Origin of the sequence: Shewanella sp. 10N.286.52.B9, from assembly GCF_002873635.1 — a bacterium.
Taxonomy (GTDB): domain Bacteria; phylum Pseudomonadota; class Gammaproteobacteria; order Enterobacterales; family Shewanellaceae; genus Shewanella.
On the sequence record NZ_MCTY01000216.1, the window covers coordinates 20,659 to 38,309 of the forward strand.

General features: G+C 39.7%; 12 protein-coding genes. 10 read left to right on the forward strand and 2 right to left on the reverse strand.

Annotated features, from left to right (window positions below):
* Nucleotides 1–762: 762 nt before the first annotated feature.
* From BCU91_RS18190 to lepB, 10 genes are all read left to right on the forward strand, one after another.
* Nucleotides 763–2,265: a family 16 glycosylhydrolase gene (locus BCU91_RS18190; protein ID WP_198590499.1), complete on the forward strand. Its 1,503-nt coding sequence runs from the start codon at nt 763–765 to the stop codon at nt 2,263–2,265.
* Nucleotides 2,266–2,547: 282 nt separating this feature from the next.
* Nucleotides 2,548–4,089, forward strand: a complete 1,542-nt coding sequence (locus tag BCU91_RS18195; RefSeq protein ID WP_102532100.1) for a sulfatase-like hydrolase/transferase — start codon at nt 2,548–2,550, stop codon at nt 4,087–4,089.
* A gap of 324 nt (nt 4,090–4,413) precedes the next feature.
* The gene (locus BCU91_RS18200) at nt 4,414–5,781 is read left to right on the forward strand and encodes a hypothetical protein (RefSeq protein ID WP_102532082.1); all 1,368 of its coding nucleotides are present in this window, start codon (nt 4,414–4,416) and stop codon (nt 5,779–5,781) included.
* A 126-nt stretch (nt 5,782–5,907) separates the two neighbouring features.
* Nucleotides 5,908–6,918, forward strand: a complete 1,011-nt coding sequence (locus BCU91_RS18205) for a HEAT repeat domain-containing protein (RefSeq protein ID WP_102476704.1) — start codon at nt 5,908–5,910, stop codon at nt 6,916–6,918.
* Nucleotides 6,919–7,352: 434 nt separating this feature from the next.
* Nucleotides 7,353–8,891, forward strand: coding sequence for a sulfatase-like hydrolase/transferase (locus tag BCU91_RS18215; RefSeq protein ID WP_241904114.1), 1,539 nt, complete (start codon nt 7,353–7,355; stop codon nt 8,889–8,891).
* Between the two features lie 125 nt (nt 8,892–9,016).
* Nucleotides 9,017–10,933: a CRTAC1 family protein gene (locus tag BCU91_RS18220; RefSeq protein ID WP_102476706.1), complete on the forward strand. Its 1,917-nt coding sequence runs from the start codon at nt 9,017–9,019 to the stop codon at nt 10,931–10,933.
* A 577-nt stretch (nt 10,934–11,510) separates the two neighbouring features.
* Complete coding sequence (locus BCU91_RS18225) at nt 11,511–12,110, forward strand: class I SAM-dependent methyltransferase (RefSeq protein ID WP_102532083.1); 600 nt, start codon at nt 11,511–11,513, stop codon at nt 12,108–12,110.
* Between the two features lie 105 nt (nt 12,111–12,215).
* A complete protein-coding gene (locus BCU91_RS18230) occupies nt 12,216–12,704 on the forward strand; it encodes a hypothetical protein (protein ID WP_102532084.1) in 489 nt (162 codons plus the stop codon).
* A gap of 256 nt (nt 12,705–12,960) precedes the next feature.
* Nucleotides 12,961–14,154 carry a cation:proton antiporter gene (locus tag BCU91_RS18235; protein ID WP_102532085.1) on the forward strand — a complete coding sequence of 398 codons (1,194 nt, stop codon included), beginning with the start codon at nt 12,961–12,963 and terminating at the stop codon, nt 14,152–14,154.
* A gap of 232 nt (nt 14,155–14,386) precedes the next feature.
* A complete protein-coding gene (lepB, locus tag BCU91_RS18240; protein WP_102532086.1) occupies nt 14,387–15,058 on the forward strand; it encodes a signal peptidase I in 672 nt (223 codons plus the stop codon).
* Here the strand turns inward: lepB and BCU91_RS18245 are convergent.
* Entirely contained in the window at nt 15,044–15,463 is a 420-nt protein-coding gene (locus tag BCU91_RS18245) for a DUF3010 family protein (protein WP_102532087.1), read from the reverse strand. The two genes, lepB and BCU91_RS18245, sit on opposite strands and share 15 nt — an antisense overlap.
* A 483-nt stretch (nt 15,464–15,946) precedes the next feature.
* The gene (locus tag BCU91_RS18250) at nt 15,947–17,305 is read right to left on the reverse strand and encodes a sodium-dependent transporter (RefSeq protein ID WP_102532088.1); all 1,359 of its coding nucleotides are present in this window, start codon (nt 17,303–17,305) and stop codon (nt 15,947–15,949) included.
* Between the last annotated feature and the right edge of the window lie 346 nt (nt 17,306–17,651).

Below are 17,651 nucleotides of genomic sequence, written 5' to 3' on the forward strand. Positions count from 1 at the left end.
TTCTAACAGTCTATGAAATTGATTATCACCATTAAATAACACCCAGTCACCGACACATAAACGTTTAGCGTCCTCTGAATAGGATTAATGAGATTGAACTGTCCTAATTCAGACAACACGATGACATCGCTTCGATGTGGCTCAATTACTTGCCCAATCGTAAATTCGGTTAACTAATCTAAAGAGAACTGCTGTTGAAACAAGGGGTACCAACCAAGTTGGACTAATGACAATCGTGAATTCCTTTGAATACCTTTAATGCGTCTAATCATATTTATAGTACAAATGATAACAAGCTAATGCCGTGTTTGAATGAATAAAAGCGACAATATTATCTCGCTACATGTCTCAAAAAATAGCTTTTATGTTAATAAAACGAATGAAGTTCTAACGATATTACTATTTTTATAAGCGTATCTCAGTGATTAATATCGTACCAGCAAAACAAACAGAACAAAGGCACCAAAGATTTGTTCCCCTCCAGTATCGGTTTTTAAGTATCTGTTTTTAGGTGGTATTGTGTTTTCGAATATAAGCTTTTAAGGCTGTTTAATCCATATGGATTGGCTATATGTAAAGTCTTATAAATTGAACTTTAGGTCTTGCATATGTAAACATCATATGTTTACATATGAGTTATATTTAACAAGCTTCACAAAGCTGTAAAGACAGTAACGGTTAAGATGTTGTACAGGAAGTGAAGTTCAGAACAACACACTGATCCATAGATAGCTTATCTAAAAGATAAAAGGACCATCTTTAATGAAACCTAACTTTGCCAAAAACGCTTTATTTTTGCTGATAGCCCAAAGTTTAACCGCTTGTCAGAATGATGAGACGGTTAAAGAAGACACCACAGCGACAGTCAACACTGACATGGTCACTGTTGAGCAAGTTATGCCGTACTCAGATCCGAACAATGAAGGTGGCTGGGTATTAAATACTGAAATCAGTGATGAGTTTAACGCAGATGTTATTGATCAAGAAAAATGGTTTGTTCAAGGTGCAAATGATGAATACTACATTTGGAAAGGGCGCGCACCATCGCAGTTTGCGCCTCATAACGTTATTTTAGAAGATGGTTTACTCAAACTTCGCAGTCAGTGGGAACCCGACTTTGATTTTGCTGACGAAGCTTACGCAGATGGAAAAATTAAAGCCAAATATGGCACTGCAGAAAGTGGCGAGTTTATGCCTATTACTACTGCTGCTATTGTGAGTAATAAACGTTTTCTTAACGGTTATATGGAAATACGCTCTAAAGCGGTTAACGCATCCATGACTAGCGCCTTTTGGGCTATTGGTTACCAGTCTGAGCTTGATATTTATGAGCAAATTGGTAATCCAAAAATCATTGGTGATATTAAACCTGATCAATCTAAATCAACCGTTCATGATTGGAGCCCACCAGCAAAACGTCCTACACGTGTTTTTCATCATAAAGAAAACTTGCCATATCGCGTAGCTGATGAATTTCATATTTATGCAGCTGAGTGGGGTGAAGATTACTTAAACCTGTATTTAGACGGCAAATTACTGGAACGTTTTACTCAAAAAGAATTAGGCGATCGTTGGGTATTGAATAATCCACTAGAAATTTGGTTAGATTCAGAAATCTTTGCATGGCTTGGCATGCCAAATAAAGATGAACTACCAGCAGATTTCGAAGTTGACTATATGCGTGTGTGGCAAAAGCCTAACCCGCAGTTATTAGATAGAGCATTCTTTGGTTTTGAAGGGCCTATTTTATTCCAAGAAAATAAGCGTCCACTTAAGTTGGTACCTGAAAACTCAGCAAATAATGATTACCAAAAGTTCTGGGATATCAGTACTGAGTCAGCTAAATATGCCGAGATAACTAAAGAGCAACGCATTACAGGTTTGCGTAGCTTAAAAGTGTCAGCATTGGCTGCAGATGCTACGCAACCAATTATTATCAGCTCTCCTGAAGCTGCAGTTAAATTAGATGCTGGTAAGTATGTTTTTTCTATGCGCCTATGGGTTGATACCAGTAATTCGCTCAAAGAGTTTGATGTCACAGTCACTAACGATGCGAATACTGATGTTGGTTTTAATTTAAAGCCGATTAATTTAAGTCATATTGATCATGCACATAAAGCGCAATGGATAACCGTCAGTCAAGAAATTTACTTAACCCAAGCAGTTCCAGCGGATGCCAAACTGACAATCGCAATTGACCCTTCTCTTATAGCTAAAGAGTCAGCTTTGTTTTATATCGATGATATTTCGGTGGTTAAACAGTAAAGGGTACGACTTAGAGATATCAACATAGCTAAAAGCTAGTAAGACTGTTATGCGGGCAATTTGGGGAAGAGTGTCAATGATCTATTTACATTCTTAAGAGCTCGCGCAGTCTTTACTCGTAGAACAATTTACTTATAAACACTTACTCATAATCACTTACTCATAAAGAAGAGCACAATCTAGCATCATTGTTCTAAGAGGTTTTGTAAGTGACTGTTGTAAAACATGGTTTTAAGTAATTGTTTTAAATGGGTAGAGAAAGACCAAACAAGAGACAAAATAATGATAAAAAATAATCTGAAAACATTGCTGACATTAACCTGTGTTGGAATAAGCACATTAGTAAGTCAAGTTGTGCATGCTAATGCAGCAAACGACACCAGTTTAAAATCAGCACAACAAGTTCAGCCTAATGTATTGATCTTGATGTTTGATGACATGCGTTTCGATACTTTTTCTTACCGTGATGGCCCAGTTAATACGCCTAACATTGATGCGTTAGCTCATGAAGGTGTTCGATTTGATAATGCAATGACCAGTACCGGTTTATGTTCTCCATCTCGAGCTGCAATGTTTACTGGACGCTGGGGTCATAAAACAGGCTTAGATGACAACGTCGGCTTATATCATTCACGCGTTGATGAATTAAACCCAGAAGAAGGAGGCGTTATTCGCCGCGCCGTTGATGTGGGTTACAAGGTTGGCTACGTCGGTAAGTGGCATATTGGCGCTCAAGGTCCAGCATTACGAGGAGCTGAGTTTATATATGGTCACGATAAAGACGTAGAGCGTCATGGCCGTCAATGGACACCTTATGAAACACAGGCCAATATCGAAAAATTTAATCGTGGTGAGCGTGATGCTAATGGTGAAAAGCACGAATATTACCGCACTATGCCAGGCACTTTTGAAGACACTAAAGCGGGTAAAGAGGTTCGTGAAGGTCAGAAAATGTTGCGCGCAGCCGCTAAAAAAGACGAGCCTTTCTTTGGTATCGTAAGTTTTGAGCAACCGCATCCGCCTTATCGTGTGCCAGAGCCTTATGCGAGCATGTTTGACCCCAAAACGGTGGTATTGCCAAAAAACCACGCCATTAAACGTGTAAATAAACCCATGTCGCAAGATGATATTTGGTGGCCTTGGCACGATATTACCCATATGACAGATGAAGATTGGCGTAAATCACGGACTTTTTATTACGGCGCAATAGCCATGATTGACCACGCAGTGGGTGAGTTAATTAACACCGCCAAAGAAGTGGGCATGTATGACGATTTACGCATCATCATTATTGGCGACCAAGGCAGCATGTTAGGCGAGCATAACCTCTATGACAAAGGCCCGTATGCCTATGATGAGTTAATGCGTATGCCACTTATTATTCGTGACCCAAGTGTTGAACCGAAGATTATCCAACGTCAAGTTTCTATGTTGGACATTGCTCCCACATTAGCTGATTGGATGACGCTTGCTGACGATGGTGATGTGGATGGCCGTTCATTGGTACCACTGATGGAACAAGGTGATGTGGCTGATAAAGGTAAAGATGATATCGCGCTATATGCCTACGAATGGTACAACGGTGGCTGGTTTGGAATAAGAGCTATCCGTACCCCAGAAATGAAATTTGTATGGAACCCAGGTGATAGTCGTGATGAGTTATATGACTTGAACAACGATCCTTACGAAATGACCAATTCAATCAAAGATCCCAAGTACAAAAAACAACTAAAACAGATGGTTAAATATATGCATGACGAACTGGTGCGCTTAGAAGATCCTTCTATCGTTAAGTTTCGTCAACATATGAAAGGCCTTTTGTAGACTTATATTTACCTTGCGAATATTACTCAAGGCGTAATGGTAAAAATAGGTAACAGTAACTTGTCACAACAATCATGAACTAAACAAAAATTGTTGTGATGACATATCGGCGCTGTGATTACAGCATCAGTATTAATGAAAGCTCATGTTAACTAAAGCATATGTTAACTAAAGCTTTTGTTAACAACTGAATGTGTCAATAACACAAGCGCCAACAATCCCTGTTTTAGATTGGAAACCACTTTTGGCTGTATAGCCAAGAGCGGGGTTTTTGCGGCTCCAATGTTGGCAAAGCAGTAAAAATAATGTGAATTAGGATAAATTATGAACAACGTTTTTAACACCAGCATCGGGAAAACTGCCCAGACATGTTTACTCGGAAGTATGCTAACGCTTTCAATGGCATCAATGACTTATGTCGCGCCAACAGCAGCTGCAAGTATTGGTAATCAAGGCCGTTATTTTACTAACAAAGTGACCGGAGCAACTGAAACCGTCACATTATCGGGTAGTGCAGCAGTGCAAACGCGAGCACTTCAAGCCGCTATCGATCGCGCTACTAATAAGCCAAATGGCGGCGTGGTAAAAGTGATGGGTAATGATTTGAAATTGGCGCAAGTTGATTTAAAAGCCAATGTTCGATTAGAAATTCAGTCAGGTAAAACCATTAAAATGGCTGATAAAGTTTTATTTAATCTTAACCGTAATGGTCAAGGTCCTCGTGCGCCTTTAATGCAAAATGTGGAGATTACCTCAACCGGTAATGCTCGTTTCAAAATTGACGTCAATAAAAATGCCATTTTCTTAAATGCAATTCCGGTACGTGTGGGTTATGTGAAGAACTTTGCGTTATCAAATTTTGATATCAAGGATAACTATTCTATTTTCCCATCACTATTTATGGTTGCTGATAGTGACGCTAGAACAGTGGCTAACAATGCGACTTATGGTCGGATTCCGCAAAAGGGTGTTGTCGAAAATATCTCTGCTACAAAGGTGGCAGCAGGTTACGCATTGATCCAACTATTCAGCGGTAAGCAGATGCGTCTAAAGAACTTAGATGCTGAAGGGGGTTTAACCATTCGTTTAGAGCCTGGTAGTGGCAGACCATCAGATTACTTAAACCAAGCAGGTCCCCGCGTCGGTAATATTGCAGATATCAAAATGATTGATATTGAAAACACTGAAGGTATGGCTGCTTTGTTTCTAAAACCGCATCAAAAGATTTGTTCTGATATCACCGGCACCAATATCCGTGGTGTAAACAGTGCATTTACCATAATGAGCAACTCAAGTGACTCTAGCACCTTTAGCCGTGGTTATTTTGAGCGCACTAAGTTCACTGGCCGCATATCTCTGACTAAAACTAAAAACACGCCGTTAGCTGATATTGGCGCGTCGTCACAATACTTTGTCGAACCAAGTGAAAGTGCGGGCAGAACTAAGATTGCTGATTTCCCGAACGATCCTTCTGGTCGTCGCTGGCATACCAAGCCAATTGCACCAGTATTGTTGGCTTCTGCGCTTAACAAAAACAATGTTGGCACAGCTGTAAAAGGGCGTTTTGGTATTGATATTTCAAATGCCAATATTACAAAAACGGGCAATTACGAACGTGCAACGAAAGTCTTTTACCGTGAAGATGCCGTCAAACTAAATGACAAAGCCGCGACAGTGTGGATTAACAAATAAGCTTAGATTAAGCCTTAGCTTGGTCATTACGTTGATAAAAGTGTTTGAGCAGTGAGTGATTCGCCGCTCAAACACTATAAACATTAATAGTCATATTGTTGAGTGGGTCATGAAAAGGGGAATGCAGTGTTAAATCATCAGGCAAATTTAGTGTTTAATATTAGAACTAATAAACAAATCGCAGCAGCCTTGTTATTTTCAGTATGCATGATGTTTATTGGTTTTCTGTTTGGGTTCTTCTTTAATGATTTAACTAATAGCGCTTCATCTAGATATGCAAGTGAATATCAAGAACGTGACCAAAACCAAGGCCAATTACAAAACTCAAACCCAAACCCAAACCAAGAGAACCCAGCTCAGTTAACTGATGACTCAAACTTGATTAGGGTAACAAATAACAAACCGCAGCCAATGATTATCGATAATCTAGATGCTGTATCCAGTGAGGCAATGACAGTTGAGCAATGCCAGCTGATTTCATCATTGTATGATCAACAATGGGATTTATCTTCTAATACTGAATTTTATCAGTTGATGAGTGATATTAATTCACTGCAAAATTCAGCGATTAAACAAATGGCGATAACAGCCATATTGTCGATAGCGGCTGTTGAGTCTGAAGGTTTAGAAGAGGGGATATTTGAGTTTTTAATTGAAAATCCAAATGATGTTATTGCGAATCAACTATACCAACAAAATTATTCACATAAGTTATTGCCAGAACAGCGACAACAATTAAGACAGAATTTAGTCAATATAACAGATCCCAATATATTAACTGACAGCATAAAGCTGACTAGCCAAGTCAGTTACATGACTGAAGAGAAAAAGCAGCAATTCAATCAAGCGTATCAGCAATTTTATTATTCTCCTTATGACAATGTTCGTGCTGCAGCCATTGAAGTGATTGGTGTGGTTTCAAGGGACGATGAAGTGATGTTATTAACGGATGCGCTATCAGATCCCTCAGATGCGGTCATTGATATGGCTTTAGATGTCATAGGAAAAAGACAATTAACCGATCCGCAATTACTCAGTGCATTAGAAGAATTGCATTACCAAAGAACCGATCAATTAAATACTGCGCAGCAGCGTGACATGGTAGAGCACATTCTTTTTGAATCAGGGGCTATTTGAATAAAGTGCTATTTGATTCAGGCGCTATTTGACTCAGGTGCTATTCGAATCAGGGGTATATGCATAAGGCTAATTCGATACATGTTTAGTCGGCAAGTATAAGGTTGCAGCCGGTATAAAACTTTAAGCATGTGTATGAGTTTTTGCAGGAGTTTTAATGTGAGAGTTTTCACATCTCAGTAGCTAGATTTGCTACATAAAATTGTACAGGCAAACGACATTTATAATGCCGTTTGTATCGCGTTAAGCAAAATAAATGATCATATTTTATTAAATGAATTAAGTAACTTAGTTCTAGTAGTGATAATTTACTTTAGTGACGGTAAAGGCTTCGAGCGTTTAATACGTAATAAGTTAATACAAGCTAAATTAATACTCGCTCAGTTTATAAAGCATGATTAATGATAATTGCAGTAATTAGAGAAATGGATGTTATGAATAGATTACTTACTACAAGTTCAACATTAAGCCCGTATCAGCACTTGAATTTAAAAAGGGAAGCTAAGGTCAAGGTTAATGTTTTGGGCGTTTTATCATCATTAGCCATGCTAGTGTCAACCTCGGTCACTGCTGTACCAGCTATCGCTGCAGCAACTGCGCATACCAGTCAGCAACAGCCGAATATACTGCTTATTTTGACTGACGATCTTGGCTATAACGACGTTGGATTTAATGGCTCGACTGATATTACAACACCAAACTTAGACGAGTTAGCTGCAAATGGGACTTCATTCTCGCAAGCTTATGTGGCGCATCCATTTTGTGGTCCCAGCCGAGCGGCGTTAATGACAGGGCGATACCCACATAAAATTGGTTCTCAGTTTAATTTACCTACCAAAGGTTCATTTGTTGGCGTTCCAACCAATGAACAATTTATCAGTAAGCTACTGCAAAATAACGGCTACAACACTGGAGCAATCGGTAAGTGGCACTTAGGTGAAGCGCCTGAGTTCCATCCCAATGCGCGTGGCTTTGATGATTTTTATGGTTTTACTGGCGGTGGGCATAATTACTTTCCTGAACAGTTTAAAGCGCAATATGCTAACCAAGTAAAACTGGGCAATACCAATATCAATCATTACATTTTGCCTTTGGAACATAATGGTAAAGGAGTTGATGAAAACGAATACATCACTGATGCGCTTTCTCGCGAAGCCAGTCGTTTCGTTGAAGATGCAGCGACCGATGACAAACCATTCTTTTTATATTTAGCCTACAACGCACCTCATGTTCCTTTAGAGGCGAAACAATCTGACATGGATATGTTTCCTAACATTACCGATGAAAAACGTAAAACCTACGCAGGAATGGTCTATGCGGTTGATCGCGGTATTGGGCGCGTTGTTGACTCGTTAGAAAAGACTAATCAATTAGATAACACCTTGATTGTTTTTTTAAGTGATAACGGAGGCAAGCTAAGCAAAGGTGCCAGTAATTACCCGTTAAAGGAAGGCAAAGGAAGCGTGTATGAAGGCGGATTTAGATCGCCAATGTTGTTTCACTGGCCTAAACAAGTTGCTGCTGGTCAGCGCTTCGAACATCCCGTGTTAGCGTTAGATTTATATCCGACATTTGCAGCGTTAGCTGGCATAACAATTCCGAGTCAAAAAAGGTTAGACGGTAAAGATATTTGGCCTGCATTTCGTGCCGGAGAAGATCCGCATAAAGATGAGCTCTTTTATGTTTTACGTCACCGTAAAGGCTATAGCGATGCATCTGTTCGCCGCAATCAATGGAAAGCGGTAAAGCAGGGTGACAAGCCTTGGCAGTTGTTTAATGTTGAAGTGGACTTAAATGAAACCAATGATTTAAGTAAAAAGCATAAAACAATGTTGATTGACATGGTACGTGAGATGGAAAAGTGGAGTTGGGATAATAAACAACCGCTTTGGTTCCATGAAGCCTATGAAGGCGCAGATTGGCGTTTAAAAGGCATGCCGCGTTTCGATCAAACCTTTTCTACCAGCAAGTAGATTTGACTCTGACTCATCTTAATTGATTGTGTTTATATCATTAGTTATGCACTTTTAAAGCTCATCGGTATTAACTCATCAATCTAATTGAGTTAATACCATGGCCCTTCATGCAGGAAGCACTCATGTTACAGTTTAAAAAATTATCGACGGCGCTCGCTGTCAGTTTAGCTATTGCCAGTTTGTTAGGTTGTGAAACTACAACTGAAGACTCTGGTTCAGCAGACACAGTGACCAATCAACGCATATTATTCTCAGACCAGCACCAAGATATCAAACTGGAAAGTGTTAATCGCCGTAAATGGGATAATCCGGTGATAGCCGATTTTGACCAGGATGGTTATCCAGACCTTTTGCTGACCGATCATGGATATTCAGTAAAGCTTTATTGGAACAATGAAGGCACATATTCGAAAGGTCATGATTTGATTGTGGGTGACATGCATGGCATTGGTGTTGCAGATTTTAATCAAGACGGAAAAGTTGATATTTTAATTTCTCGTGGAGGCGGTTCAGGCTCCAATGCACGTAATGCCAAGCTATATCATTTTGATGGCCGAACGATCATTGAAGGTAATGAATTTAACCCGCCATTACAAAACTTACGTGGCAGAACCAGTAAGTTTTTTGATGCAAATAACAATGGTGAATTAGATTTAATATTAATGGGTTTTCCCTCGCGGGCTAAGGGGCCAAAGCCCAAAAGTACGACTGAAAACTTTATTTATCAAAATGACGGTAAAGGCAATCTCAGTTATGCGACAGATTTACCGCAAACCTATCAGGATGGGCAAAAAGTACTAGTTACTGACTTTAACAATGACAAAATTGATGACTTATTTATATACGGTCATGGCCGGCTAATCGCTTTAAAGGGAAATGGTGATTTAACTTACACAGAAGTGACTAATGGTGTGTTTGCTCAAGATATAAAACATGTCACTGGTATAGCTGAAATTGATTATGATAATGATGGTGACTTTGACCTCTATCTTACCAGAGCAAGACCATTTGAAGCGGGTGACACCTTCTTTGATAAAACCAGTAATACTTTTGCCTTTTATACTAAACGTGGCAAGTTCCGCTTTGAGGACTTAATCATTGGTGACACTTTTGAATTAGAAAATTACCAGTCACCTTATCCAAATCAAGATGTGTTTATAGGAGAGGGAGCATATAAGTACCAGTTTGAAGGTGAGCGTCATAGTGGACAAAACATCAAGTTGGTTAGCAGTAATGCATTAGGCTGGCCTGACAAACTACCTAATAAAGGGCTATATGTTGGTTACGTAGGTAATGATACCTGGCGGATCGCAGGAAATACCTTCTCGCCAACGACTGGGGTAGTTAAAGGTGTTGAGCAATATGACGCGACAGAGCAACTGCCTGCGCCTAAAGACATGTTACTTGAGAATCGACATGGAAAATTTGTCAATGTCATGGCTAAGGCTAATCTAGTGATGAATGAGCATACTTCAAGTGTCGCGGTGGCAGACTTTAACAATTCTGGGTATCAAGATTTGTTTGTGGTTAAGCAAGGAGATTTGTCTCAGGCAACAGAACAGCTACTTTGGCTTAATAATGGTGATGGTACATTTACAGTTCAAGCGCACCATGGCATTAAATCACTTGAGCTCGGCGCAGCAGGCTCTGGCAGTGATGTGGTGGATTACAACAGAGATGGTTTTAATGATCTTGTTTACGCAAATGAGCGTGGTCAATGGCATGTTTACAAAAACCAAGCGGTCAATCGCGATACGGGGAATGCGAACTTCACTGTAGTAACAGTTAATAACTCACCAAAGGATAAAGCAACTGCACAAGGGGCTTTGGTAAAACTTAGTGCTTGTGGCAGTAGTCAAATTAGGCGAGTCGGCGCATCTGGTGCGCCTTACACGCAATCTTATAATCAACAAATCCATTTTGGGTTGGGCGAATGTCAGCAAGTTGATTCTGTTGAGGTCAGTTGGACTAATGGCGAAACGTCGACATTTAAAGACATTAACCCTAATACCATCAATCAAATGGTTTACGACAAGTAATAAATAACGATTGATAAGTATTCAGTAATGAGTGGCGAGTATTAATTAAGCAATATAAGTGACAGTGAAAGGTTTCCCAACTTAACCAAATTGATTAACAGTTTTAATCGCGCCGTAATTCGACTTTATTTGGATTACGGCTTTTTTATAATGGTATCAATTTATTTTGCACTAGGTGTTACATACTGAAACCTCATATGTTTATATGTGAGTAGGACTTAGCCAGCCTCATAAATCAATGCATATAAAAATGATTAACATGTGATCCAGGCTGTGAAACTGAAAGCGATAACGATTTTAGTGTGACCAAAAGCCGCATAAACGCAGCGTAATGTTTCTGGAACTTGCTGGCGTATCAGTGATGCTAGGTACTTTTACATCTCGCCTCATCATGTTGACGCCAAAGAGACTGTGTATTACGCGTACACTAGTGCAAGCGCGAATGTTTGCGGGTCATGATTCTTAATGATGCATATTTGAACCAGTTTTATCATAATCTCAGCAGCGATATGGCTACCCACTTCCATTAAAGGTAGATATATTACCTCGCTAGGTTGCGAAAGAAGGGAGATTTTGTTTGAAACCGATAGATATTGGCAAAGCTTATAATCAAATTACGCATATTTGGGATAGTCAAAAATTCGATATGAGTAATGGCATTGTGCAACACAAGAAAGCAATAAGCTTTGTTAAGAATCGCGGAAAAGCGTTGGATATTGGCTGTGGCTGCACAGGGCGATTTATAGCGTTACTTACGGCTGAAGGTTTCGTTCCTACAGGGCTGGACGTTTCATCTGAAATGCTCTATCTTGCGCGCAAACGGCAACCTGAGATTCACTTTATACAAGCTAATATCTGTGAATACGACTTGCCAGAAAAATACGATTTTATCACCGCATGGGACAGTATTTGGCACGTTCCTTTGACAGAGCAACGAAACGTTCTTACCAAAATAGTCGCAAGCTTAAATGTTGGTGGGGTGTTTATATTTTCATTTGGTGGAACAGACAAAGAAGGCTTTCATACGGATAATTTTATGGGGCTAGAAGTTTACTATTCATCACTTGGTACCAATGGTTTCGTCAGATTATTTATTGAGCTTGGTTGTATTATCAGGCATTTAGAATTTGACCAATACCCAGAGATTCACACATATCTTGTGGTAGAAAAAACCTAAAAATACCCTTATGTGGAGCAGCGACCTTATGCAAAGCGTTAAACAATCCCTAATAGCTGCATTGGGTTAACTTGTTTAAGGGATAAATTACGGATAGCGCTTACTATGCCGACAAATTTCATCGATGATTCTTTTGTGGTACCCAAAATATGGGTCACTGAACACTTTCACTTAACCATGCTCGAAGATGCACTTGCTAGAATAGATTATGAGGCGGTGATGTCGAGCCAAAAAAGGCTGCAAGGCACGTTTGGCTTAGATTCTGATTGGCCAAAAGCGACGATGTCGTTACAACAAAATACTGAAGATCTTAAAAATCACAAACTAGAATTTGAAGCAAGAGAGGCATTTGCTTACTCCGTTTTAAATCCTAGTAAAAGCAAATGTCTTGGTTGTGTTTATATCGATCCGAGTCAATCAGCAGAATATGATTGTGAAGTCTATTTATGGGTTCGCGATGATAGTTTGGCGTTAGAGCAAGCACTTTATGAATCAATTTTACTATGGCTTAATAATGATTGGCCTTTTGCTCGCATTGCCTTTCCTGGGCGATGTATTTCATGGCTAGCTTGGACTAAGGCAATCATGTCATAAAGACGCCTAGTCTGCCTTTCGTCTCAATAAAAGGGTACTGACCTCATTTCCAACAATGGTTTAGTCGCCAAGCAGCTTAACAGGCTTTGGGCTACTATTTACTTTCTCTGGACACCAGTATTCTAGACATAAAGCTGATTTGTAAAAAATAGCTAAATAGAGTTTGCCTAAGGAAGACTCCGTCATGTAAATCCATTAACATACTTAATTATTATCGTATATTCACTGTACTCATGCTCATTTCGGAGGTTGTTAAATGTATATAGAGTTGGCGATTTTGGCCGTTTTTACTTTATGTTACAGCTTGGTCGCAGGGCGATTTGAACGCTCGATGATTTCTGGCCCTATGGTGTTTGTACTGGTGGGTTTTGTGCTGGGTCCTTTGGTGCTTAATTGGCTAGGTACTGATCTTGACGGTATCGGTTTACGTGTTTTTGCTGACATAACCTTAGCGATAGTCTTGTTTTGCGATGCATCAAACTCGAATTTATCTGTGCTTAGAAAGCACATTAGTATACCCACTCGAATGCTAATGTACGGCTTACCTGGTGCGATTTTTCTTGGGGTTGTTGTTGGTTTTGTGCTGTTTCCTAATCTTGGTATCTTTGAGATTGCTGCGTTAGCCACCATGCTCGCCGCCACGGACGCAGCTTTAGGTAAAGCAGTGGTTTCAAGCCCCATTGTACCTGCAAGGTTACGTGAAGGTTTGAACATAGAAAGTGGCTTAAATGATGGTATATGCGTGCCTATTTTGTTCGTGTTTTTAGCGTTAGCGGCTGGCACAGTGGCAGAAGGTGATGTGTCAGAATTGGCAATTCATTTCTTAGTCGAAGAATTAGGCATCGGGCTTGTGGTGGGCTTAACCACCTCTTTTATGGGTGCTAGCTTAATAAAATTGTGCCACAAAAAAGGCTGGATAACCGATGTTTGGAGCCAGAATATTGTACTCAGTTTAGCGCTTTCTTGTTTTGCTATTTCACAAGAGTTAGGCGGTAGTGGTTATATTGCGGCATTTACTGGTGGGCTGTTGTTTGGCCATTTATGTAAAGAGACTAAGCATAAATTATTGCTGCCTACCGAGGGTATGGGTGAAATTATGGCGCTTCTGACATGGTTATTATTTGGTGCATTTGTCATTGGAAATGCCTTTCACGAGTTTACTTGGACTATGCTGATTTATGCCTTACTCAGCTTGACCATTGTTCGTATGTTACCGATATTTTTGTCATTGGGCCGTGCTGGTGGCAATATCCCTTCGAAAATTTTTCTAGGCTGGTTTGGACCTCGGGGCCTTGCATCGATAGTGTTTGTTATTATCATGCTGGACAAGGATTTACCCGGCGGTAATTTTATGGCCATGACGGTGATTTGCACTGTGTTTATTAGTCTTATTTTACACGGGATGACTGCTCAACCTCTCGCTAAATGGATCAGTAAAAGGGCAGATTAAGTCCTGATTTAATAGGGAAGTGAGAGATTAGCTATCTCTCCCTTAATTTTTTGTCAGCAGCAAACAAAGCTAATCCCCATTCATGTTACGCCTTTCACTTTTCACTATTTAAGATTTTATTCTTTGGTTTCACAGCACATATTAGATTAAAAATCGTTAAGCTTGATGTTGTTATTGATTGGTATTTGCTAATCTAAGTTAATGATTTGTTATTACATAAAAAGGAATATATATGAACAATGCTGTAGTGAAAGCGATTAAAGCCAATAAGTCGTTATTGTTATTTATCATGTTAATGTGTGTTTTTCGAAGCGCTGTTGCAGACTGGTATACCGTGCCGTCGGGCTCAATGAAACCGACTATCATTGAAGGTGATAGATTGTATGCCGATAAAATGGCTTATGATTTACGAGTACCTTTTACGCACATTTCGCTTTATAAGATTGCAGATCCTCAGCGCGGCGATATTATTATTTTCGAATCTACTGCTGCTGATAATAGACTGGTTAAACGTGTCATTGGCATACCAGGGGATGTCATTGTATTGACGGATAATGTGCTCAGCATTAATGGAAAGACATTAGCCTATCAACCAATAAGTGCAACTGATTCATCCGAGGACAAAATTGAGCAGTTATTCTCTGAAACTAGCACGGTTAACCATTTCGTTCGTACCAGTAATAGTGGCTCTAGGCTTTCAAATTTTTCTGAGGTTACCGTACCAGAAGGTCATTACCTAGCACTAGGCGATAACCGTGATCATAGTTCTGATTCTCGAGTGATTGGTTTTGTACCTAGAGATGAAATCATAGCCAAAACATCCAGTGTAGTAATGTCATTTGACTATGATAATTACTACATTCCACGTTCAGAGCGCTTTTTACATAGCTTAATTAAGGGCTAAACTTTCATAAGCAAGATCATAAGCTTTGCCTAAATCTACGGTTTTAGGTTTAGCTGACTTGTGGTCTGCTTCTCGTTTATCGGTTGCTCTTATTGTGGCTGGATGAATAAAAACGATAGCTGGGCTCATTGTCGCCAATAAAGCACCTTCCAATAAAAAAGTCCCCGCGCCGCCAGCACCTTGTCCTGTTGTAGAGCGTCTATTAATAACTACTTTTTCAATATTATTGGCATCACAATATTGTGAAATTTGCTCTATCAGAATTTTCACTTCCGCTTGCTGAGGGTGCTTGTCTACAGCCAGTTTATTGAACTTTGGATTAATGAGTTCGTGTGCTGTTCTTGTGCCCGTTAACGTCACTATCCGCATTTCATTTGCTTTAAGCATGATTCCCATCACAGTCATTAGTGCTTTCTCTCTATTGTGGTTTTTAAGAGGTCAAATCAGCCTTTTGAAAGCGCTGACAGATAAACTTAATCGGCTATTACTTAGTTAACTATCGTGAAAATCATTATGATAATACTAGTGATAATAGCGTATTAACTTAACATTGCACTGTTTATTTACACAGTGTTGAGTGGGGAGTGATTAAAAGCGGTGATAGCGAGATATTTTATCTTGCTGCTCGTGTTTATTGCTGTGTTTATAGCTGTGATTATTGTGGTATCAGTAGATGTTTTTATGACTAACCTAGTGTTGCATTCGCCAGTTTAGCAAGGGCAGATGTTAGAAATGACTGAGGCTTGCAATGACTAAGTTTGCAATGACTGAGTTTAGCAATAACTGAGTTTAGTCATGACTGAGTCGAGTGGATGACAATGTCATTTCTATAGAAAGAAAAGGCTATAAAATTATAGCCTTTTATCATTATTTATTTTTACTTAGCGATTAGCCTAAGAATAACTGCATGATTATTAGACTGATTAACACTGGGCAGACAAACTTCACATAGGTTGGCCAAACGCGCCAGAAAAAGCTGTTTTCATCTACACCATCTTGCTTAGCGATAGCCGACAGTAGCCCATCTCGGTGCCAAACCCAGCCCATGAATATTGCAATACCTAAGGCGATTAATGGCTGCGCTCGTTCCGTGGTTAGGGTGATAATTAAGCCAAATAAGGCATCAAAGTTAAATACAATCACACTGGCAAGAATCGTAATCACGGCGCTAACCAGTAGGGTCGCTTTATTACGGTTCATGGTGGTTTTCTCAACAATGTAACTTGTTGGTACTTCAACAATTGATATTGCAGATGTTAAGCCTGCTATGGCCATTAAAGTGAAGAACACAATGGCTAAAACGTACTGACTGATACCGCCAATAGAGTCAAATAACGCGGGCAGTACCGTAAATACTAAGGTGTCTGAATTTAATAAACTGCCGTCGTCTGCGAAAATTTGTACGCCATTATGTTGAGCGACATACATAGCGGGGATAACCATTAGCGCAGCTAAAAAAGCCACTGTGGTGTCAGTTAACGTTACATATGCGGTGAGTTTGCCGATATTTTCTTGTTGGTTTAAGTAAGCGCCATACACCATCATTGCGCCTGTACCAACAGATAAAGAGAAGAAGGTTTGGCCTAATGCTCCTACCAACACTTCAGGATCCGTCACGCGGCTAAAATCAGGGATGAATAACGCTTTAACCCCCTCCATAGCACCAGCCTGGGTAAGAATATAGATTGCGCCTGCAATTAACATCAGTAGTAAAACTGGCATCAATCTTTTTGACCAACGCTCAATGCCTTTTTCAACGCCTTGGCGAATGACCAACACCACTAAGGCCATAAAGATAACCGTAAATACGAGATTTCGACTTACTGAAAAATCAGTCATCCAATTCGCGATTGTGGGCTGACCCATCACTTCGGCAATTGGCGCTGCAGCAAAGCTTATAAACCAACCTGATAGAATACTGTAAAAAGTACAAATGAGCGTAGCGGTGACAATTGAGATAAAACCAATCGCTTTACCGATATTACGACTTTTAGGTGTTGAACCTAGTTTGCCCATAGCGTCTGCAGGATTAGATTGTCCATGACGACCCACCATTAGTTCAGCCATTAACATCGGATAACCTAAAACAATGATAAGAAACACATAGACGAGTAAGAATGCGCCACCACCGTGACTTGCGGCTTGGGTTGGGAATCCCCAAATATTTCCGACACCGACAGCGGAACCCGCTGCAGCCATAATAAAACCAATACGTGAACTGAATTGGCCTGATGATTTTACGCTCATGATATAACTCTATAGACATTATTGAAGAGCGCGCATACTAGTACTTTATAAATTAATGGCAACGAATACTTTTTGCTTTAAATTAATCATAAAAGCGATTTTATTGCTATGTATTCATCAGAAGAGATGATTTATCTTCTCATGCTGTGTTTTGTGTGACTTTTGTGTTTTAGCGTAGTGGTAAGGAGGTGAGTACGCAATTTAATTTTTTACAGCTTCAGTTAACGAAAAGTGATTTAGCACCTAAGACGTTGCTAAAATTACCCTTTTAATGTTTTATTTGTGTCGTTTTTGTTATTAATTTAGGTCGGTTAATTATCATTATTTGGAAGTGGAAGTGGAAGTG